Below are 19979 nucleotides of genomic sequence, written 5' to 3'. Positions count from 1 at the left end.
AGTTGTCCTACAAATTTTTAAGCGTGTCCCATCCAAAAGCTACTTCAGATAGAGACGTACCCTCAATGATCACGTCAGCACGATCGATTCTTTTTCCGCCAAGCGCCTCGTAAAATTGACAGGCGCTGTTTTGTTCAAAAGCCCATGTGAGCATCGTATGTATATGGTGGTTTGCCAACTCTTGCGCTATTTTATGCATGAGCGCTTTTCCAATTCCTTTTCGCTGATGCTCTGCGAGTAAATACATGGCATACAGTTCTCCGGTATAGGAAGGATGCTTGCTGGTTCTTTCTTTGCCATAAGAAGCGAAGCCTACGATTTGGCCGTTTTCTTCTGCAACGAAAATAGAATTTGACTCCAGCTGCTTTTTCCAAAGAGGTTTTCGCTTTTCAGCGCTTAAAGAATCTAAAAAAGAATCCGGAACAAGTCCTTTATAAGTCGATTTCCAGCTCTCTACGTGTACATTCGCAATGCCTGCTTCATCGCCAATTCTGCCTTGACGTATCATATGCTCACCTCATTTTTTCTATATTTTAACATAATTTTAAAGCGGGCATCCCTGTTTTTCCGTTTTCTTTGTATATATATAGTAGCTATTTTACATAACAAAGGAGATGATATAATGAGTAAATTATTATTAAAAGATCAGCCGTTAATTGTACTGCCGGCGCTTGCAGTTAAAGTAGGAGTGAACGGAGCACTGTTTCTTCAGCAGCTTCACTACTGGCTTGAAAAAAGCGTAAATGTGCAGGACGGATATACGTGGGTTTATAATACAAATCAGCAGTGGCTGCAGCAGTTTCCGTTTTGGTCGCTTTCAACGATTCAACGCATCATTTCAAAGCTTGAAAAAGAAGGGTTGATTATAAAAGGAAAGTACAACCGCTCTAAATTTAACAACACCGTTTGGTACCGGATTGATTACGCAAAATTAGAGAAGCTTATGCCAAGCGATGAGTTTGAAGAGCTCGAAGATGTCAATTTGACAGAAGGGAATAGTCAAATTGAAGCAGCGGAGCCGGTCACAGTGAAGGCTTCATTAACAGAGACTACAGCAGAAAATACAAATCAAATAAAAAGAGAAGAAGCCGCGCATGACGCTTATGTACAAACGTTAGAAGCCGCTTTTATTGCTAGAAGAAACCGAGGAGTGTATCCTTCAGCGAGTGACTTGAAGCATATGTACGAAGTCGCAAAAAGCGAAATACCTGTAGAAGAGGCGCTAGCTGGACTGCATGAAGCATTTGATCACTACGCACCTAAGTACAGCGGCGATACCATTCGAGCATTTGCCTATATTAAACAGCATCTTTTTCATAAGCATTATTTAACGTCACAGCGTACGCTTGCAAATCAGCAGACTGAAAAGCCGCTTTCCTACGCTAATAAAAAGCGTGTCATTCGCAAGGAATTGACGCCGGATTGGCTAAGAGAAAATGAAGAGACAGAGCCTTCAGCTCCTGCTTTTAAAGACGATGTTCACTTTGAAGAAGAAAAGAAAAAGCTTGCTGAAAGTCTTCGTGAGCTGGAGCGGGAATTAAAAAATAATTGAAAATCCCACTGGACTTTTATAAGATAAAAGATAGTAAACCTTTTGAATACGAAAGGTTTACTAAGTAAAAGAAAAGCCGCTTTTAAAGAAGGTGCGCCATAAACATGATAAAATTTTTGTTTTTGCTGTTCATGCCAACAATCTTTGTTTTTTTCGGTTTGTGGCTTATCCAAAATGTGTTGGTAACATTTGTTTGCTTTTACGGCTGGATGTTTATGATTTTATATGCGAATAATAAAATTAACTTAAAGGTAGCGCTTACAAAAAAATCTCTGTATGTGGGAACTCTCAGCGGAGTTCTATGTGTCGCTGCTATAATTGGAAGTAGTATGCTTTTTTCTGGTAAAATCTTTCATGCAGAAGATATGCAAGCGGTTTTGCAAATATGGGGATTTAGCGGATGGAAAGTTACCATTTTGGCCGTCATTTTGATTTTCATTAATCCTGTTTTAGAAGAAATGTATTGGCGGGTGTATGTGCAAAATAAAGTAAAAAAGCATGTTTCTGTACTTGCTTCAAGCATTGTTACATCAAGCTTTTATACGCTTTATCACGTATTCATCATCCTCCCTGTTTTTGTTTTTCCGTTTAATTGGATCTCAGTTGCAGGCGTCTTTTCAGCAGGTATGATGTGGGCGTATATAAAAGAGCGATATGGCATTGAAGGGGCGATCATCAGCCATGTGTTAGCGGATGCGGCCATTATGATTGTATATGGATTATATGTAAGATAGTGGTATTATGTCAAAAAAACATGAATCGTTATTCATTTATAACTTGTTTTCATGGTATAATAACAATAATAGTAAAATTTTATCAACACATTTGAATTGAAATAATGTATACTTGTAATACAAAGATTGAAGCGTTTACATAAATCGGAATACACTCAGTTATACTGAATCCGATGAACACTATAAAAAAGAGAGAGATAATTACTTGGAGGAGGAATAGAAGTATGTTTGTACCTATTGAGCGTAAAAAAGTGTCTAGTCAAGTGCTTGATCAATTAAAAAAGATGATTAAAGAGAAAACGTTCCCGCCAGAGTCTCGTTTGCCGTCGGAACATGAATTATCAAAAATGTTTGGAGTGAGCCGCGCACCAATTCGTGAGGCGCTAAGCGTTCTTTCCGCCAGCGGATTGATTGAATCAAGACAAGGCGGAGGGAGCTACGTAAAGCGTGTAAACTTAGTTGGTATGCTTGATCCAATGACGTTTGAAATGGTGGAAGCAGATCAGGTTCTTGAACTAATTGAAATGCGTATTATCATTGAGTCGCAGGCTGCAAGCTTAGCTGCGCTGCGCCGTACGGATGAAGAACTGATTGAAATTAAAGAATCGTTAGAAGCGTTTAAAAAGACGGTTCACAACAGTGAAGAAATTGGACATGAAGCGGACTATCGTTTCCATCATGATATTGTAAAAGCTGCTCATAATTCATTCCTTCTTCATGCTGTAGAAGATTTAGGTCATTTATATCGAAAAGCGCTTGCTTATTCGTTAAATAAAAGTCAAAAAGAAAATCGCAAGCAAACGGATGCTGACCATGAACGCATTTTTGAAGCGATTAAAAATGGAGAGCCAGAAGAAGCAGCTGAAGCGGTTCGTGATCACTTAGAGCACGTTCGCCAAAAAGTAATGGTGTCTCAATAATAAAAAAAAACGATAGCCCTTGTGGTTATCGTTTTTTTATTGAGGTGGTTCGTTCATGTGAGGAAATACAACACGTTGAAAACGAAAATTTACGCGCAAGCCGGTGCGAATGTGCCGCTTTTTTTGTGTGTAAAAGGAGAAAATATCTAATTATACTCTTAAATAATCAGAAAATACAGTATTGTTAATAATTTTACAGCATGGTATTTTATTAACAAATGTTACTTTTATTTACATGTTATGTTATAAAGAGTAACATAAAGAAGAAGGGGAGGGATCAGATGCTTTCATCAAGCGTAGGGTATTTGATTTTACTGATTTTTGGAGGAGGATTTACGGCCGTTACAATCATTATGCAGCGTCGTCAAGGAAAGGAAATGACGGCTGAGCAGTTTAGTACAGCCGGAAGAAATGTAGGCGTTGGGCTAGCGAGTGCGTCCATTATTGCCGCATGGACATGGGCCGCTACGTTAATGATGTCTTCTTCCACAGGCTATCAGTACGGCATTAGTGGACCGTATTGGTACGCAGCGGGAGCAAGCATTCAAATTTTGCTGTTTGCAATTGTAGCGATTAACCTGAAGAAAAAAGCACCGAACGCTCATACATTTTTAGAATTTATTGCACAGCGCTTCGACGTGAAAAATCATCGTTTAATGCTTGGATTTGCTCTTATGACGAATATTATTGTCACCGCCATGGTTATTTTAGGAGGAGCAATTGCTTTAAACTCTCTCACCGGAATGAATATTTTTGTTGCCGCTTTTTTAATTCCTCTTACGTTTACCATCTACACCATGATTGGGGGGTTAAAGGCTTCATTTGTGGCTGATTATTTTAACACCGTTTTTATTTTCATTATTTTATTTATTTTTGCTGCTGCCGTCTATTATAAATTCGGCGTGACAAGTGTATACGAAGGGCTGAAAAACCTTCCTTCGTCACAGCATATGCTCACAATGGCATCGGTGCCGGGCCTTTTGTTTGGGATGATCAATATTATCGGGAACTTTGGTACGGTCTTTGTGGATCAAGCTTACTGGCAGCGTGCCATCGCAAGTAAAAACAGCGCTGCTTCAAAAGCGTATATTTACGGCGGAATTGCCTGGTTTTCGATTCCCTTTGCCGTTGCCACTTTCCTAGGTGTAAGTGCGGCTGGGCTTGGAATTGCTGTAGATTCACCGGATTCTATCGCGCCCGTTATGGCGTCACATGTGCTTGGAAATCTAGGTTCTATTTTGTTTTTAACGATGCTGTTTATGGCGGTAATGTCGACAGGAGCGGCTGAATTAACGGCGATCACGAATATTATCGTAACGGACATTTACCTGCGTTCCATCAACCCAAAAGCAAGCAGCAAAAAAATCTTAAGTACGTCTCGAAAAGTGACGCTTGGATTCGGGCTGGCGATGGGCGTGTTTTCCATTTTGCTGTTTTACTTAGGAATTAGTCTCGGGTTTGTGTATATGGCCATGGGCATTTTCGTCAGCGGAGCCGTTATTCCCGTTACGCTTGGACTGATGTGGAAAAAAGCGACGAATACAGGTGCATTTTACGGCGCTTTATTAGGGATGATTGGCGGCGTTGTCGCATGGAATGCATCTGCTTACTTGATTAACGGTCACATTAATGTAGAAACCCTTGGCGGACTGTATCCAATGCTTATTGGAAATTCTACCGTCTTTATCATCAGCGGAATCATATCAATCGGACACGGCTTACTTGCTAAAAAAGAATTTGACTTTGATGAACTAAAAGACAAATTCAAAAGCTTTGATGAACATGGAGATGAACCATTAAGAGAGGAAGTGGCTTATGGATCCACAACAACAGTTAAATAAAGACGCAAAGCTATGTACGCGCTGGGCGCTGGGACTTACATTCTTATTTGTCCTCTTATTTCCAGGCGTCATGTTTTTAACGGGCTATCAATACACGCTCTCATTTTTTAAAGGCTGGACGTATCTTGCGTTTGGATGGCTGATTATCGCAGGGATTTGTATTATTGTGGGGCCTGTGGTGGAGTTTGTGAGGGAGAAGAAGGAGAGAGATACAGTTTAATTTGTCAAAACAATATGAATTTCAAATGTGTTAGTTATAAAAAAAATCACAAATCATATTCTATTGAATATGGTTTGTGATTTTTTTGTAAAGATATTTAAAATTATGTTAATTTTTAGTAAAATAGACGTAGTTCTATAAAATTATATTATGGTTTTAAATGGTGTTTTTCTATTTAATTTGATTGTCTTTGACATAAATGAAAGGAGGTGAAGTGATTGCACATCGTCTCTTTAGAAAAAGCATGTTATGCAGAACTTCAAGCAGTAGGTTCAAAAGCTTACAATCTCTCAAAAATGATTCAGCACGTTTCTCATATCCCTAAAGGATTTGTTTTAACATCTCACGCATTACTTTCCTTTTTAACGTTTAACCAAATAGAAATAAAAGCAGAAGATAGCAGGGTCATAGAAAAGAAGATTCAAAGCGGCACGTTTCCTTTAGCTCTGCAAAAAGAAATTGTCTTTTCGTATGCCAATATTCAAGGTGCTGGTGTAAAAGCCGTAGCCGTAAGATCTTCTTCCGCACTTGAAGATTTGGAGAATGCGTCTTTTGCCGGACAGTATGAAACGATATTAAACGTAAGAAACAGAGAAGAACTTTTGACAAGTATAAAAAAATGCTGGGCTTCTTATTTTTCATCCGTGGTTCAAGCGTATGCCGAAGATAAAGAAATTTCGCTTTCTAATCCCCAGATGGGTGTCCTTGTACAAGGAATGGTTGAAGCCGATGTATCCGGTGTGATTTTTAGCGTAAATCCTATTACAGAAAGTGAAGATGAAGTAGTCATTAACGTGGCGTACGGCTTAGGAGAGGGAATGGTATCAGGTGCTATTACGCCGGATTTATTTATTATTCATAAACAGACAAAAAATATAATGAAAGAACTAGGATTAAAAGAGTATAAGCTAGTGTCAGGTTTTACAGGAATAACAAAAGCTGTGACAACGGATAAAGAAAAAAATGAATTTTCTATATCAGATGAAACAGCATTACAGCTGCTTCGTTTAACGAATCAAGTAGAGCAGTATTGTCAGTACGCTGTAGACATTGAATTTGCCATAAAAAATGAACATATTTATTTGCTTCAAGTGAGACCTGTTACTACATAATGAAAAGGAAAGGGGAAATGAAATGAACGTATTATCTGCATTTCAAAACGACCTATTTTTAAGTGAGGAAGAAAAACAAACGGGATTTTGGGTACAAGACAACCTACATATCGCACATGCGCTAAGCCCTTTATACGCTTCCTTTCAGCTTCCGGCAATGACTTACGGGACAAAGCAAGGTTTTGAAACGTTAAAACTGCCTATCTATCAATTTGTAGTGAAATTAGCTGATGGAAAAATGTATCAGCAAAATATCCCGTTTCCCGGTGACGTAAATGATCGCTTAAAGGAGCACCAAGAAGCAGTTAAGCCGCTGTTACCTCGACTTAAACCTAGATTATACGAGTACGTTGATGAGGTGTTTTTACCTTTTTATACGGAAGTCAAAAGAAATGCAGAACGTCCTTTATCTTTAAAAGAAGCAGAAGAAAAAGTAAAAGAACTGCATGATTTTTATAAAAAAGCTTGGCAGCTTCACTTTGAAATTGTCATGCCGAGAAATGATTTAGGAATGATTTTAGAAGAGCTATATGGAACCTTGACCGGAGACGCGAATACCGCTTACGTATATGATCTGCTGGAAGGCGTAATGAACAAGTCACTTGAAACGGATCAAGCACTGTGGGAACTAACTGACACGGTAAAGCGTTCTGACCCATTAAAACAAGCTTTTACGGAACAGAAGTCAGAAGAAATAGAAGCAAATCTATTAGGCACAGCTGAAGGCAGAGAATTTTTAAAGAATCTGCAAAGCTTTTTGAATGAGTATGGCTATCGTTCTGCAAATTCGCACGAGTTTATTGATGAGACGTGGGTAGAGAATCCTTTACATGCGCTATCGATTATTGCTGGCTATGTGCGTAAAGATTACGACTTCAAGAAAAATTATGAAGACGTCGTAAAAAAGAGAGAAGAAAGCTATCGTGATGTACTCGCAAAAATGCCGGAGTGCAAAGAAAAAGAGCAGTTTAAGCTGTTTTATGGATGGGCTTTGGACGCATGGGGGTTGGATGAAGATCATCATTTTTATATCGATGCGATGCTGCCTGCTACAGCAAGACTGTTTTTGCTTAATGTAGGAACTCTTTTAGCTGATCACCAAGTGATTCATCAGCCTCAAGATATTTTTCATTTTTATTATGATGAATTGCTGGAAGTATTAAAAAAACCCGTGGCATCTCATGAACTTATCGTCAATAGAAAGCAGGAGTTTGAAGAAAATCGTCATAAAAAGACGCCGCCTGCTTATGGAACGCCTCCTCAAACAGGAGAAGATCCTTTATTGGAGCGGGTATTCGGAAAAATGGGGCCTCCAGAAGTAGATGAAACTCAAAAAATCTTTAAAGGAAGTGCCGCTTCAAGAGGTGTTTATACGGGAGTGGTAAAAATCATTTCAGATCCAAGTCAATTTTCTAAACTTGAACAAGGAGATATTCTTGTGTGTGAAACAACAGCACCCGCTTGGACCACGTTATTTTCGCTTGCTGGCGCAATTGTAACCAATGCAGGAGGAATTTTATCTCATGCAGGAACAGTGGCTCGTGAATATAAACTTCCAGCGGTTCTTGGCACAAAAGTAGCCGTGGATCTACTAAAAGACGGAGATGTTATTACCGTAGACGGAACCAACGGAGTGGTGACGATTGAACAGCAGTAAGCCGTCTTTGATTATCTTTTCTATTTTAACGGGAACTTTTTTAATTCCCGTTAATTCCACTATGATTGCAGTAGGCTTACCGTCTATTGCTCAAGCGCTTGATCTTTCCATCGTACATGTATCAGTAGTGGTAACGATCTATTTAATTGTGATGGCAGTTGCTCAGCCCATCGCGGGGAAACTGGGTGATTTATATGGAAATAAGACCATGTTTGTAGCTGGAATGATTATTTTTTTAGTGGGATCAGCGGCCTGTGTGTTTTCATATAACTTACTTTCGCTCACGGTCTTTCGAACGCTGCAAGCATTAGGAGGCGCACTAGCTACGCCTAATGCAACAGCGATTATGAGGCACAGTTTACCAAAAGAAAAGCTTGGAAGGACGCTTGGGTTATTTGGATTATCAATGGGGCTAGGAGCAGCTGTAGGACCTGTGTTAGGAGCTTTTTTAATTAAGTATCTTGGGTGGACGTCGATTTTTTGGTTTAACGTTCCTTTTGCTGTTCTGTCGTTGATTTGTTCATTTATCTATGTGCCGTCTACCGTAAAACAAAAAGCAAAAACGCTGGATATAGGGGGCGCTTTTTTACTTGGAGTAAGCATGACGAGCTTTACGCTAATGCTGACGCACCGTGATTTGTTTAATGCTTGGACTATTTTCATATGCATAGCATCTATCGTTCTTTTCATTGTGCAAGAACGCAAGGTTCAAGAGCCGCTGATTGATTTTAAACTTTTTAAGGTTCGGCCTTTTTTTTCTTCAAACCTTTCTATTTTATGCAGTAATTTTATGATGTATAGTACCATTTTGTTTGTTCCGCTTTTGCTAGAGAAGCAGTATGATATTCGTTTAATTGGTTTGCTTCTTTTCTTTTTTTCATTAGCCATGTCTATTTCTTCTTGGCTAGGAGGATTGTTAGCAGAAAAGGTAGGGAAAGAACATCCGATACGATTATCGTTTCTTATTTCACTGCTTGCGGCGATGCTTTATTTTCACTTAGCGAATGCCTCCATTTCTTATACAATTGTATCTTTATTAGTAGGAGGAGTGGGAGCAGGGATCGGTGTTTCATCTATGCAGGCTATGAATATTCAATCTGTCAAAAAAGAGCAATCAGGCACTGCATCGGGCATTTATTCCACTTTTCGTTATGTTGGAGGAATGTTAGCTTCAGCTGCGGTGAGCTTGTTAGTAGGTACTACTGGTCTATTGGTGGTTCTATGTATAGCTGGAATAGCAGGATTCCTTGTGTCGTTAGTTGGAAAAGAAAAAGAAAAGCAAGTTTCCTTGTCCAAAGACGTTTTTAAATAAAAAAAGAATAGCCAGCGGAGAAGCAGACATTCGTTTTATTGCACGTGCTGAAAATGATGATGTGCTGGTCCAAAGGCTATTCTATTTTTAAGTTATCGCTCTTTTTTCAATTTTACACACCCACCGGTAATACTGCACCACCATCCAAAACAACAGCGGGTTTAAGAAAAGCGAATACCACCACGTCCACCATCCATAGTGAAAATACCCCCAAGGAGCAGGGAGAAGAGCAACCATTTCGTAAAATAAAACAGCAACCGACCAAAGTAAAATATAGGCGGCTTTTTTTGTGAGTTTCCCAGCAAAAGGATAGTAAGTAAGAAAAAGCATGTTTACAGGCGGAATGAGAACAGTATAGGCAAAAATACCTTGCCAGTCTGTCTCTTGTGCAAAATACCAGTAGCCGTGAAATTTGAAATTAATGAAGACGTCAAAGATATGCTGAGCAGCAATGGTGAACATCCAAATGTGTACAATTTGATTTGCTGTGAAGCGCTTGTTTGTTTTAAAAGCAAGAATGTTGAATACTAAAATAGAAAGAATTAATCCAATCATATTGGTTCTCCTTTTGGCTTCTTGATTATATTGTATAATTTTAGGAGATTAAATCCAATAGAGAAATGGACATACTACGAATTTTCTGCGGTATTTTTCACAGTGACGGACTGTACTTTTTTTCGATTTCTTAAAAATGCGATCACGAGTAAAAGAGCAGGAATGACAATTTGAAACGGAAGATGTAAAGTGAACGGAATGATTTTTAATCCTTCATATACGTGTTCGAAATAGTTTTGAGCAAGAGACAATGAATAAAACAAAACGACTAAGCCAATTGGAAATACAAGCGGTGACGGGTTTTTAATTTTAAACATGTGAGAAAGGCCCAGCACAGTGGCGTAGAAAAACAGACCGATTTTAAAGAAGCCGCCAGTGATTAAAGCCAGCATAAAAAATACATCAAGCCGTTCTAAAAAACCTGCGAATTGAATGCTTTAAACAGTGCTTAAAAGCGGAAAAGCAGATCTGGACGTTAGGGCAACTCCTAGCACACTTATATTCACAATCATAGTAATCATAAGGTTAATGCCGTTTAACGTAATTGCGCTGAATACAATGAATGCGGTCTTTTTTTACATTTTTTGTATGAGGAAAAATCATGGCAAATACAATGACTTCGCCAAAAGGAAAATACAGCGTCTGGCTGTAGGCAACCCTCAGCACTAAAGAAATACCATTTTCAAGCATTGGCTTTAGGCTTGAAAAATCAAGGAGGCCAGAAACGAAGATAAGAATAAAGCCAGCGACGGCGAGAGTACATAAATGAAGAAAAACAGCAGTTCTGCCGAACGTGCCATTACTTCAATTCCTTGGCAATCCAAGCATCTTGCTTAGCATCCATTGCTAAGCCGACTAAAAAGGCGCTGCCAATCTCAAAGAGCGTAATTAACACAAACAGCTGCCATCCGCTAATTCGAGCATTTTCCACTATCTATCCGCCTCCTTTTCTACAGCTAGTATGCGCTTCTTAATATGGAGCATATGCATCATGTAAGTAAAGAGTTGGAAAATAAATAGGGATATTTTGTTAAAAAATAGATGTGTTAGCCGAAGATATAAAAGAGAAGGACGTATAAGGAGAGAGCGCGTTGGATTTATTTAAAGTTATATTAAGTATACATATTGGACTCGGCATGATTTGTTTGCTTGCAGGAGCGGTGTCCATGCTAGCGGCTAAGAAAAAAGGACGGCATACAAAATGGGGAGAAGTGTATCACGGTGCTTATGCAGCACTAGCAGCTACGGCTATCATGTTATCGATTTGGAAATGGAATGAAATTGCTTATTTATTTTATATTGCGGTGTTTTCATACGGATTAGCGATTTATGGATATGCAGCCCGTAAGCAAAAATGGAAGAGCTGGCTTCAACACCATATTCGCGGTATGCTGGGGTCTTATATCGGAGCCGTTACCGCGCTGCTTGTGAATATTGGAGACAGTATTCCGCTGTTAAACAAGCTTCCCGATCTTTCATATTGGTTTTTGCCGACGATTATTGGCAGTCCGCTTATTTACATAGTGGGAAGACGCTATAGAAAAACTCCTTCCGTTTCTAAAAAAATATCATACTAACCAAAAAAGCCTTTTACCGCAAAAGGCTTTTTTCTGTTACGAACATTTGTGCTATGATAGAGAAGCAAGGAGGATGCAGCATGAAAGAAAATCATCAGTTTACCATACATACGGATAAAGAAAAGCTTGATATAGATGTCATCTACTCTTACCTTCATCATGAATCATACTGGGCAAAAGGAATTCCGCTTCACCTTGTTCAAACGTCTATTGAACATTCCGCTTGTTTTGGCGTGTATGATGAGTGCGATAAACAAGTAGGGTTTGGACGGATTATTTCAGATTTTGCGACGTTTGCTTATTTGGCGGATGTGTTTATTCTTCCGCACGCACGAGGCAACGGGCTTGGAAAAGCGCTGGTACAAGAAATGATTCGCTATCAGCCGATTCAAAACGTACGGAAAATTTTATTGGCGACAAAAGATGCTCACGGTTTGTATAGTCAGTATGGATTTAAAGAAGTCAAAAATAAGCAGCTGTTTATGCAAATTTTTAAAAAAGGCATGTACGAACGAGCGCTTTATTCGGAAGAAAATAACATGGTACCGGGAAAAGAGGGATAGGTATGGCTGAAGAATTACGTAAAAGCGTGTTTAATGAAGAATTGATTACGCACTTAAGCGACGCTTTTTCACGTGAAATGAGTTCCTTTGATAAAGAAGTATTTCATAAGCTGGTTTTTCAACAAGATTGGGAAGAGTTGGCGCTGAAAGAGCGAATGAGAAGGATTACCCTTTCCATGCATGAAGTGCTGCCGGCGGATTATGAAGAAGCACTTCATATCCTATATAAAGTGGCTCCAACGGTAGGAGGACTTCAAGGTACGATTTTTCCAGATTATGTTGAGCTTTACGGGTTGAACGCTTGGGAAGCTTCAATAAAAGCACTCGCTTTTTTTACGCCGTTTTCTACGTCAGAATTTGCGGTGCGTCCATTTTTAATTCAAGATCCAAAACGAATGCTTGAGCAAATGATTGAGTGGGCGGGGGATCAAAACTATCATATTCGCAGATTAGCAAGCGAAGGGAGCCGGCCTAGACTTCCATGGGGACAGTCAGTACCTGCGTTAAAGCAAGATCCAAAACAAACGCTGCCGATTTTAGAGCAGTTAAAATGCGATGAATCGCTATATGTCCGCAAAAGCGTAGCCAATCATTTAAATGATATTTCTTACATCGAAAAAGATTGGATGCTTGATGTGGTGAAAAGCTGGTACGGAAAAGACTCTAAAACCGACTGGATCGTTAAACATGCGTGCCGTTCACTGCTGAAAAAAGGAGATCCTGAAGCACTTGCTCTTTTTGGCTATGGAGATGACCCCGGAGTGAATGTCACAGGGCTTAGCTTACAGCCGCATGCCATTACGATTGGTGATAGCATTGACTTTTCCTTTGAGCTATCGGTAGAAAAAAACATGCCGCTTCGCATAGAGTACGGAATTCATTACGTAAAAGCAAAAGGAAACCGCACTCAAAAAGTGTTTATGCTAAAAAATGTTCAAGCAAAAGCAGCCCAAACGCTGACAGTCACAAAAAAGCATGCGTTTAAAGATTTAAGTACAAGAAAACATTACAGTGGTACGCATACGCTTTCTGTTATTGTAAACGGAGTGGTAAAAGCAGAAGCGGACTTTGTGATAGAGTAGCTCTTTCCTCATGGAGAGAGCTTTTTATGTTTCTATAGAGCTGATGAGGAAACTTAATTCAATAGGTTGCTGCCTCTTTTGATCAACATGTTCGATTAGTGGTTCATTTTTTTGTTATGGCGAACGTAGGTTTCATCTGTTTAGTTCCTTCTAGCAGTTGATTGGAGGGCAAGGCGAAGACTCCTGCGGGAAAAGCGGAACAGGTGAGACCCCGCAGGAGCGCAAGCGACGAGGAGGCTCACCGGCCGCCCGCGGAAAGCGAAGTCTTGCACGGAAATCAACTGCGGTGTCACAAGCACTCCATACGAGGTCATGTATCCCATTTGTTTGTCTTTAGATTGAATTCATTCAGTTATGTCTCAACCTCTTTTATCTATAAGGTAGAGGTGGAAATTTCGTTTTTCTGTATGTAATAGGTACGTATAAAAGTATAAGGTATAATCAATCTTTGCTTATATCTATAAAAAGCGTACAATACACTAAAATAGTCAAAAAGGTTCAGCTCCCTTATCTTGAAGTTATTTCCTTAAACGGTATAATTATTTATGTAACATTTTAAATATTTTAAAAATTTAAAATGTCTAACCAAGGGGATGGGGAGGAGTCAATGAATGAAAAAAACTGTAAAACGAACAGCGGCGCCGGCGATTTTGTCGATTGGATTATTGCTGTCGCCGCTTGCGGTACAAGCTGAGATGCCTTATTACGGAAAAGACTATAGTCAGCCGGAAAAAATTAAAGCGCTTTATCCAGAAATAAAGGTGAATGAAGCAACGCCGGCATTTACAAAAGGACAAGACGCGTTTACGACTCAAGAAGAAATGATGGGTTATGTTCAAAAGCTTGCTCATAAAAGTCCGTACGTAAAGCTGAAGATTATCGGTAAATCACAGCAAGGGCGAGACATTCCGGCTCTGTACTTTTCGAAGGAAAAGAAATTTGCAGATGGAAAGACATCCAAAAAGCCAACGATTTGGCTTCAAAGTCAAATTCACGGAAATGAACCTGCAAGCGGTGAATCCGTACTCGCCGTTGCAACGCGTTTAACAGAAGACTTTGGGAAAGATGTGCTAAATAAAGTGAACATTGTCATTGTGCCGCGCATTAATCCAGACGGGTCTTATGCATTTAAACGTCAGCTAGCGAATAATTTAGACGGAAACCGCGACTACATAAAGCTTGAAAGCCCGGAAGTGCAGAGCGTGCGAGCTGAATTTAACCGTTTTTCACCAGAAGTTGTTATTGACGCTCATGAATATACGCCTTACAGCAGCGGATTTAAAAATATCGGTAAAGAAGGCGTGTGGAAGTATCACGATATTTTACTGCAGTCCGGTCGAAACTTAAATATTCCGCAGCGCATTCGAGACATGTCTGATGAGCTGTTTGTGAACAGCACGCTTACAGCAATTGAAAAGCAAGGATATTCAGGAGAGGTATACTATACGTCTCAAGTGAATAAACAAGGGCAGCTTGAAGTGGAAGAAGGCTCAGTTGAACCGCGGATCGGCCGAAACTCACTAGGCTTGTATCCATCGTTTTCGTTTTTAGTCGAAAGCAGGGGAATCGGCATTGGACGAGAAGATTTTCCGCGGCGAGTGAGTGCGCAAATTGCTACGCAAGAAAAGCTGATTACGCAAACAGCCGATCATGCCAAACAAATTAAAGCGCTGATTGCAAAAGAAAAAGCAGCGTTTGTCAAAAAAGGAAAAAATGCAAATGATCATGATCCAATTGTTGTGAACAGTGAAAATAAAAAAATACCAAATTCCACGTTAGAAATGGTTGATGTGGAAAGCGCGTCTGTTAAAGAAATTCCTGTGACATACTACAGTGCAAAGAAAGCAACGCCGACGCTTGTCCGCGAACGTCCGACTGCTTATATTTTAAAACCAGGACATGAAGAGTTAGCAGCAAAACTGCAGGGACAAGGAGTAAAAGGCTTCAAGTTAACGAAAGAAACGGCTCTTTCAGTAGAAGCGTATAACGTCAGCAGCCGCATTGAAAATGAAGCCTACGAAAACAAACCAAATGTAGACGTACAAACAATCGTCAAGCCAAAAACGGTGACGTTCCCAAAAGGAAGCTACGTCTTTTTAACGTCTCAGCCTCAAAACAATTTATTGTCTCTATCACTTGAGCCGGAATCTGTGGACAGCTTCACAACGTTTGGGTATTTGCCTTCAGAGGTAGGACAAGAACTTGATGTTTACCGGTTTACGCGTTCAATTGAAAAATCACCTTTGCAAAAAGAATCCCGTAAATAAAAAAAAGCGTGGAGCTTGGCTTCACGCTTTTTTTATTGAGATGCTTAAGAAGAAACCCACTCTCCGCCGTTTACATGAAGCGTTTGCCCTGTGACAAACCGTGAGTCGTCGCTTGCGAGATACACGTAGGTCGGAGCAAGTTCAAACGGCTGTCCTTGGCGCTCCATCGGATTGTCCACTTGCGTTACTTGATCAGCTGAAAAGCTTGATGGAATGAGCGGCGTCCAGATGCGGCCCGGCGCTACTGCGTTTACGCGAATGCCGTCTTTAATCACACTATTGGAAAGCGCACGAGTGAAACCGACAATGGCTCCTTTGGTTGCCGTATAGTCAATTAACTGCTCATAGCCTTTATATGTCACAATTGAAGCAGTATTGATAATCGAGCTGCCGGCTTTTAAATGCGGCAGAGCGGCACGCGTCGTGTAAAAGTGCGAGTAAATATTCACTTTGAACGTATGATCAAACTGCTCATCGGTGATGTCTAAAAGACTCATCTGCTGAAACTGAACGCCTACGTTATTGCACAAAATATCAAGCTGGCCGAACGTTTCTACCGTTTTTTCGACGATGTCTTTACAGTGCTGTTTTTCCCGCACGTCGCCTGGAAGCAGCACACATTTTTGACCCAGTTCTTCAATGCGTGCTTTCGTTCGGTTCGCGTCTTCATGTTCATCTAAATAAGCAATGGCGACGTTTGCTCCTTCTTTAGCGAAGGCAATGGCAGCGGCTGCTCCAATTCCGCTGTCACCGCCTGTAATGAGAGCAACCTTTCCTTTTAATTTGCCGCTTCCTTTGTAATGCGGATTTTCGATAATAGGACGCGGAACCATCAAACTTTCTAACCCGGGCTGGCGAAGCTGCCGCTGTTCAGGAACCGTAATCGGAACGTCTTCATAGCGCGTAATTTTTCCGTAATTCGGCTGCATCGGATACCCTTGCTTGTCCTGATAAAATTCATTGTTTGGACACATAAAACAACCTCCTCAAAAAGCATCACTCTTTCACTCTATGACATAGATCTATCTCTCATGCATACGTATAAAGAGTGTAGAATGCGAGAAAGAAGGTGGGTTCATGCGATATTACTACAGTGAAGAAGTGAAGCTATTGCTAATGGACGGATCAAATCAGACGGTGGAAGTAACCTATAACTCTGACTCTCAGCCTTTTCTGCTGCCGCTTTTAGGACCTCGTCCGCCTTTTTATGTAAACCCTCGCTATGAGAAGTATCTGCCTGTTTTATAGTACAAAGGAGGTTGAGACATAACTAAATCACTTCCATTTAAAGACGAGCAAATTAGATAACCGCTCTAGTATGAATAGCTTGTTACACCGCTGTTGATTTCCGTGCAAGGCTTCGCTTTCCGCGGGCGGCCGATGAGCCTCCTCGTCGCTAGGCTCCTGCGGGGTCTCATCTAGTCCGCTTTTCCCGCAGGAGTCTTCGCCTTGCCCTCCAATCAACTGCTAGAAGGAACTAAACAGATGAAACCTACGTTCACCATCCCAACAAAAAACGAACCACCAATCAAACATTTTGATCAATAGTTCGCCATTCACGTTGGCTAACATACTTTTGTCCCAGCCTCTTTAAATTGACATTCTCTTTTATTTTCCTCGTGATTGCTCACGTGATTCCTGGCGGTTTTTTCTTCTTCTAGAGAGGAAATAAATGAAAAAGCCGATTAATACAAGAAACGTGATAAGCAAAATACTAGTAGGAAAGTAAAGAGAGCCTATCTGAATTCCCAAATAATTTAACATTGTTATAACTTCCTTTCTTGATAGACAATGGCTTATTTTACTAAATACCCTTATAAGCTAATAAAAAACGTTTCCGCTGTTTTAGTAGGGAATTGATTGACTCTGTGCGCCAATAACCACGATATGTCCTTGTTTCATTTCTTCTTTATACCGGTTTGCTTCTTGATTGGATAAGCCGAGCGAAGCCATCTTTGAAAGAAGCTCATCTTCTCTTGAAAGAAGCATATTTACCGCCGTTTCAAAAATACCTTGCTCTGCCATTCTGTACTTTTTTGTATGTGTTGCCTCCGTTAAATTCTGAGCCCATTCTTTATCGTAGGCCAGCAGATAAATATCTTTGCTTGTAAATCCTTTCTTTAAAAAAGAACGGATGACGCAGGCTGCCTCCTTTTGGTTTTCTGCTACTTGAATGTGTTTCATACACGAACCAAACCTCCTGATAAAAGATATTTCTGAAATACATCTTCTACTCATCATGTAGCCTTTGTTTCCAACTTTAAACTTGTTTTCTATGAATTTTCTAAGATAGTAAAAGAGAATAGAAACATCATAAATTTTTAAAAAAAGATGTTTGAACTTCAAAACAGAAGGCTAAACCTAGACTATACTAAAAAGTTCCATCAAAAATAGGAGGAGATTAAAATGAATTTACAAGATCAACAAACACAAGGTCAGCCCCAACAAACGCAAGACCGCCAGCCGGGTATCGAAAGCGAGATGAATCCTCTCCCTATTTATGAGGATGACAATTACATTGGTACAGGAAAATTAAAAGGAAAAGTAGCGCTAGTTACCGGGGGAGACAGCGGAATTGGACGAGCTGTATCCATTGCTTATGCGAAAGAAGGAGCGGACGTAGCCATCGTTTACTTAAACGAACATAGCGACGCCGAGGAAACAAAAGCCCGCATTGAAGAAGAAGGTGTAAGATGCTTGCTGATTGCAGGAGACGTAGGAGACGAATCGTTCTGTAACGAAGCGGTAGAAAAAACGGTGAGTGAGCTTGGAAAGCTTGATATCCTTGTGAACAATGCAGGAGAGCAGCATCCAAAAGAAAGCATTAAAGAAATTACGAGTGAACAGCTTGAACGAACGTTTAAAACGAACTTTTATTCCTACTTTTATTTTACGAAAAAAGCGCTTGATTATTTAGGAAAAGGCAGTGCGATCATTAATACAACGTCAATTAATCCTTACCGTGGAAATCCTCAGCTGATCGATTATACGGCGACAAAAGGTGCAATCAACGGCTTTACGCGCAGTATGGCGCAAGCGCTTGTCAAAGATGGCATTCGCGTGAATGCTGTAGCGCCGGGACCAATCTGGACACCGCTTATCCCGTCTACTTTCTCAAGTGATAAAGTAGGAGAATTCGGTACAGATACACCGATGGGCAGACCTGGGCATCCTGTGGAGCACGTAGGCTGCTATGTGCTGCTAGCTTCAAATGATTCATCTTATATGACGGGTCAAACGCTTCATGTTAACGGCGGAGATTTCATGAACACATAATTGCTTCACCTATAATAATTTCATGAACACATAATTGCTTCACCTATAATAAAGGAGGAGAAAAGATGGGAGAACGCCAGAAAAGATCTATTTCAAATACACCTAAAAAAAGAGATGAAACGGAACAGCGTGTAACAGATCAAGACGAAACGTTATTTGAACGTTTCAAAGAAGAAGAAACGGTGGATCCTATGCCAATGGAAGACATAAGACTTGAACAAAAAGAAGAGAAAAAGAAAACGAAAACGAAAGATGAATCGGGTTCTGAAAACATTCATCATAGAAAATAAAAAACAGCCTTCTCGGGCTGTTTTTTTTGTCTGTATCCCTATATTAATGAGTGCTAGAAGCAATTACAATTTTTGAATCATCTTCTAATGCTTGAGCAAGATTTGATTTAATTCGTATATGGTCAAATTTCAGCCCTAGCTGCATCGCAGTAGTGGCTAATTCAGGACGAATGCCCGATAAAATCGATTTAACGCCGATTAAATCAAGCGCATTTATCAGCTGAAACAGCTCGTGCGCGACCATTGTATCGATCATCACGACTCCTGACAAATCAATATACAAATGAGAGATTTGCTTCTCTGCACACTGTTTTAACGTGCTTTCTAGGATCATTTTGGCTCTTGCCGTATCAATATCGCCGACTAACGGTAAAAGAGCAACGTCTTTTTTAATCACAATAACAGGTGAACTTAATTCATGAATCATTTCCTGCTGAGAGCGTAGTCGATTTGATGCATATTCTTGCGCTTCTGTGATGAATTTCAAAATAATAATATCAAATACCCTTACTACTTTTTCATTCCACACATCGAGATGCTGCTGAGCAACGTCATCATGAAGTTCTACAAACCGTCGAATATAATCACAGTATTGTTTGCGGACGTTCATAAATTCTTTAATAATACTTTGAATGGGTGTTCTGATATGTTCTTGGTCTTTGGCAACTTTATTCAGCCACGTGTTAAAAGATTCAAAAAAGCTTTTTTCATCTTCTATAAAGACGTTGCTGATATATAAATGAAATTCATAGTTTTGCGCTTTTAAGCGTTGAATGACATCGGGGTCACTAGAGGTATATACGCCTTCAGAAGACTTTTTGTCCAAAGATTCATACCATTCTTCCGTCATATTTGGTGCATTTTCTAGCAGATAAGAACGTAAAGCGATATCTTTCTTCACTGTTATTCTCCTCTCAAACTGATAAAGCATTGCGCATGTGCGCAACGTATTTATTATAGCACCTTTTTTATAAAGATGGATATGAAATGTATGTTTATTTTGCGTGTTAGGTTTTAAGTG

At 39.9% G+C, this 19979-nt stretch carries 24 protein-coding genes and 1 pseudogene; 16 read left to right on the top strand and 9 right to left on the bottom strand.

The genetic code is table 11. The annotated features are described in order from the left end of the window. Nucleotides 1–7: 7 nt before the first annotated feature. Nucleotides 8–508: a GNAT family N-acetyltransferase gene (locus LIS78_RS18140; RefSeq protein ID WP_252284126.1), complete on the bottom strand. Its 501-nt coding sequence runs from the start codon at nt 506–508 to the stop codon at nt 8–10. 114 nt (nt 509–622) lie between these two features. Between LIS78_RS18140 and LIS78_RS18135 the strand changes: the two genes are divergently transcribed. The 8 genes from LIS78_RS18135 (at nt 623) to LIS78_RS18100 (ending at nt 9348) form a co-directional block, all read left to right on the top strand. Next, entirely contained in the window at nt 623–1552 is a 930-nt protein-coding gene (locus LIS78_RS18135) for a hypothetical protein (RefSeq protein ID WP_252284125.1), read from the top strand. Nucleotides 1553–1656: 104 nt separating this feature from the next. Continuing rightward, nucleotides 1657–2286, top strand: coding sequence for a CPBP family intramembrane glutamic endopeptidase (locus tag LIS78_RS18130; protein ID WP_252284124.1), 630 nt, complete (start codon nt 1657–1659; stop codon nt 2284–2286). A gap of 224 nt (nt 2287–2510) precedes the next feature. Further along, nucleotides 2511–3206: a FadR/GntR family transcriptional regulator gene (locus LIS78_RS18125; RefSeq protein ID WP_013058211.1), complete on the top strand. Its 696-nt coding sequence runs from the start codon at nt 2511–2513 to the stop codon at nt 3204–3206. A gap of 281 nt (nt 3207–3487) precedes the next feature. Then, a complete protein-coding gene (locus LIS78_RS18120; protein ID WP_252284123.1) occupies nt 3488–5047 on the top strand; it encodes a sodium:solute symporter family protein in 1560 nt (519 codons plus the stop codon). Beyond that, nucleotides 5022–5267, top strand: coding sequence for a hypothetical protein (locus LIS78_RS18115; RefSeq protein ID WP_029323294.1), 246 nt, complete (start codon nt 5022–5024; stop codon nt 5265–5267). The genes LIS78_RS18120 and LIS78_RS18115 overlap by 26 nt, the downstream gene beginning before the upstream one ends. A gap of 218 nt (nt 5268–5485) precedes the next feature. After that, nucleotides 5486–6379, top strand: a complete 894-nt coding sequence (locus tag LIS78_RS18110) for a PEP/pyruvate-binding domain-containing protein (protein ID WP_252284122.1) — start codon at nt 5486–5488, stop codon at nt 6377–6379. 22 nt (nt 6380–6401) lie between these two features. After that, the gene (locus LIS78_RS18105) at nt 6402–8036 is read left to right on the top strand and encodes a PEP-utilizing enzyme (RefSeq protein ID WP_209150348.1); all 1635 of its coding nucleotides are present in this window, start codon (nt 6402–6404) and stop codon (nt 8034–8036) included. Then, complete coding sequence (locus LIS78_RS18100; protein ID WP_245210614.1) at nt 8023–9348, top strand: MFS transporter; 1326 nt, start codon at nt 8023–8025, stop codon at nt 9346–9348. The genes LIS78_RS18105 and LIS78_RS18100 overlap by 14 nt, the downstream gene beginning before the upstream one ends. 87 nt (nt 9349–9435) lie before the next feature. Here the strand turns inward: LIS78_RS18100 and LIS78_RS18095 are convergent, their stop codons facing one another. The 4 genes and pseudogenes from LIS78_RS18095 to LIS78_RS31705 all read right to left on the bottom strand — a co-directional run bounded on the left by LIS78_RS18095 (nt 9436) and on the right by LIS78_RS31705 (nt 10834). Then, a complete protein-coding gene (locus LIS78_RS18095) occupies nt 9436–9903 on the bottom strand; it encodes a hypothetical protein (RefSeq protein ID WP_209150346.1) in 468 nt (155 codons plus the stop codon). 74 nt (nt 9904–9977) lie between these two features. Further along, nucleotides 9978–10424: pseudogene (locus LIS78_RS31715) on the bottom strand (GerAB/ArcD/ProY family transporter). Nucleotides 10425–10428: 4 nt separating this feature from the next. Then, nucleotides 10429–10635 (bottom strand): GerAB/ArcD/ProY family transporter, encoded by a 207-nt coding sequence (locus tag LIS78_RS31710; protein ID WP_434092363.1) that lies wholly within the window; start codon nt 10633–10635, stop codon nt 10429–10431. A 67-nt stretch (nt 10636–10702) separates the two neighbouring features. Continuing rightward, complete coding sequence (locus tag LIS78_RS31705) at nt 10703–10834, bottom strand: GerAB/ArcD/ProY family transporter (protein WP_434092310.1); 132 nt, start codon at nt 10832–10834, stop codon at nt 10703–10705. 160 nt (nt 10835–10994) lie between these two features. Here LIS78_RS31705 and LIS78_RS18085 point away from each other — a divergent pair, with 160 nt between their 5' ends. The 5 genes from LIS78_RS18085 to LIS78_RS18065 all read left to right on the top strand — a co-directional run bounded on the left by LIS78_RS18085 (nt 10995) and on the right by LIS78_RS18065 (nt 15392). Then, nucleotides 10995–11480 (top strand): DUF2306 domain-containing protein, encoded by a 486-nt coding sequence (locus LIS78_RS18085; protein WP_252284121.1) that lies wholly within the window; start codon nt 10995–10997, stop codon nt 11478–11480. Between the two features lie 80 nt (nt 11481–11560). Continuing rightward, complete coding sequence (locus tag LIS78_RS18080) at nt 11561–12043, top strand: GNAT family N-acetyltransferase (RefSeq protein WP_209150343.1); 483 nt, start codon at nt 11561–11563, stop codon at nt 12041–12043. Nucleotides 12044–12045: 2 nt separating this feature from the next. Continuing rightward, complete coding sequence (locus tag LIS78_RS18075; RefSeq protein ID WP_209150341.1) at nt 12046–13125, top strand: DNA alkylation repair protein; 1080 nt, start codon at nt 12046–12048, stop codon at nt 13123–13125. A gap of 157 nt (nt 13126–13282) precedes the next feature. Continuing rightward, complete coding sequence (locus tag LIS78_RS18070; RefSeq protein WP_209150339.1) at nt 13283–13462, top strand: hypothetical protein; 180 nt, start codon at nt 13283–13285, stop codon at nt 13460–13462. A gap of 274 nt (nt 13463–13736) precedes the next feature. Then, nucleotides 13737–15392, top strand: coding sequence for a M14 family metallopeptidase (locus tag LIS78_RS18065; protein WP_252284120.1), 1656 nt, complete (start codon nt 13737–13739; stop codon nt 15390–15392). Nucleotides 15393–15436: 44 nt separating this feature from the next. Here the strand turns inward: LIS78_RS18065 and LIS78_RS18060 are convergent, their stop codons facing one another. After that, on the bottom strand, nt 15437–16366 hold the full coding sequence (locus LIS78_RS18060) for an SDR family oxidoreductase (protein ID WP_195782434.1): 930 nt from the start codon (nt 16364–16366) through the stop codon (nt 15437–15439). Nucleotides 16367–16469: 103 nt separating this feature from the next. On the opposite strand from LIS78_RS18060, the gene LIS78_RS18055 reads away from it, so the two are divergent. Further along, nucleotides 16470–16640, top strand: coding sequence for a hypothetical protein (locus LIS78_RS18055; protein ID WP_195782435.1), 171 nt, complete (start codon nt 16470–16472; stop codon nt 16638–16640). 27 nt (nt 16641–16667) lie between these two features. Here the strand turns inward: LIS78_RS18055 and LIS78_RS18050 are convergent, their stop codons facing one another. After that, entirely contained in the window at nt 16668–16856 is a 189-nt protein-coding gene (locus LIS78_RS18050) for a hypothetical protein (RefSeq protein ID WP_252285371.1), read from the bottom strand. A gap of 381 nt (nt 16857–17237) precedes the next feature. Further along, the gene (locus tag LIS78_RS18045) at nt 17238–17576 is read right to left on the bottom strand and encodes a YflT domain-containing protein (protein ID WP_195782436.1); all 339 of its coding nucleotides are present in this window, start codon (nt 17574–17576) and stop codon (nt 17238–17240) included. Between the two features lie 222 nt (nt 17577–17798). Between LIS78_RS18045 and LIS78_RS18040 the strand changes: the two genes are divergently transcribed. Further along, a complete protein-coding gene (locus LIS78_RS18040; RefSeq protein ID WP_192994671.1) occupies nt 17799–18668 on the top strand; it encodes an SDR family oxidoreductase in 870 nt (289 codons plus the stop codon). A 65-nt stretch (nt 18669–18733) separates the two neighbouring features. Beyond that, the gene (locus LIS78_RS18035) at nt 18734–18958 is read left to right on the top strand and encodes a YczO family protein (RefSeq protein WP_195782437.1); all 225 of its coding nucleotides are present in this window, start codon (nt 18734–18736) and stop codon (nt 18956–18958) included. A gap of 43 nt (nt 18959–19001) precedes the next feature. On the opposite strand, the gene LIS78_RS18030 is transcribed toward LIS78_RS18035, so the two are convergent. Then, nucleotides 19002–19859: an STAS domain-containing protein gene (locus LIS78_RS18030; protein ID WP_252284119.1), complete on the bottom strand. Its 858-nt coding sequence runs from the start codon at nt 19857–19859 to the stop codon at nt 19002–19004. Nucleotides 19860–19979: the final 120 nt, after the last annotated feature.

This window comes from Priestia megaterium (genome assembly GCF_023824195.1).
Lineage (GTDB): Bacteria > Bacillota > Bacilli > Bacillales > Bacillaceae_H > Priestia > Priestia megaterium_D.
The sequence above is the reverse complement of the archived record's forward strand: the minus strand, read 5'-3'. Positions and strand labels throughout refer to the sequence as shown.

Coding starts and splice junctions, on each gene's coding strand:
- LIS78_RS18140 (WP_252284126.1), bottom strand. CDS start 508: ATGATACGTCAAGGCAGAATTGGCGATGAAGCAGGCATTGCGAATGTA.
- LIS78_RS18135 (WP_252284125.1), top strand. CDS start 623: ATGAGTAAATTATTATTAAAAGATCAGCCGTTAATTGTACTGCCGGCG.
- LIS78_RS18130 (WP_252284124.1), top strand. CDS start 1,657: ATGATAAAATTTTTGTTTTTGCTGTTCATGCCAACAATCTTTGTTTTT.
- LIS78_RS18125 (WP_013058211.1), top strand. CDS start 2,511: ATGTTTGTACCTATTGAGCGTAAAAAAGTGTCTAGTCAAGTGCTTGAT.
- LIS78_RS18120 (WP_252284123.1), top strand. CDS start 3,488: ATGCTTTCATCAAGCGTAGGGTATTTGATTTTACTGATTTTTGGAGGA.
- LIS78_RS18115 (WP_029323294.1), top strand. CDS start 5,022: ATGGATCCACAACAACAGTTAAATAAAGACGCAAAGCTATGTACGCGC.
- LIS78_RS18105 (WP_209150348.1), top strand. CDS start 6,402: ATGAACGTATTATCTGCATTTCAAAACGACCTATTTTTAAGTGAGGAA.
- LIS78_RS18095 (WP_209150346.1), bottom strand. CDS start 9,903: ATGATTGGATTAATTCTTTCTATTTTAGTATTCAACATTCTTGCTTTT.
- LIS78_RS18080 (WP_209150343.1), top strand. CDS start 11,561: ATGAAAGAAAATCATCAGTTTACCATACATACGGATAAAGAAAAGCTT.
- LIS78_RS18075 (WP_209150341.1), top strand. CDS start 12,046: ATGGCTGAAGAATTACGTAAAAGCGTGTTTAATGAAGAATTGATTACG.
- LIS78_RS18065 (WP_252284120.1), top strand. CDS start 13,737: ATGAAAAAAACTGTAAAACGAACAGCGGCGCCGGCGATTTTGTCGATT.
- LIS78_RS18060 (WP_195782434.1), bottom strand. CDS start 16,366: ATGTGTCCAAACAATGAATTTTATCAGGACAAGCAAGGGTATCCGATG.
- LIS78_RS18055 (WP_195782435.1), top strand. CDS start 16,470: ATGCGATATTACTACAGTGAAGAAGTGAAGCTATTGCTAATGGACGGA.
- LIS78_RS18045 (WP_195782436.1), bottom strand. CDS start 17,576: ATGAAACACATTCAAGTAGCAGAAAACCAAAAGGAGGCAGCCTGCGTC.
- LIS78_RS18040 (WP_192994671.1), top strand. CDS start 17,799: ATGAATTTACAAGATCAACAAACACAAGGTCAGCCCCAACAAACGCAA.
- LIS78_RS18035 (WP_195782437.1), top strand. CDS start 18,734: ATGGGAGAACGCCAGAAAAGATCTATTTCAAATACACCTAAAAAAAGA.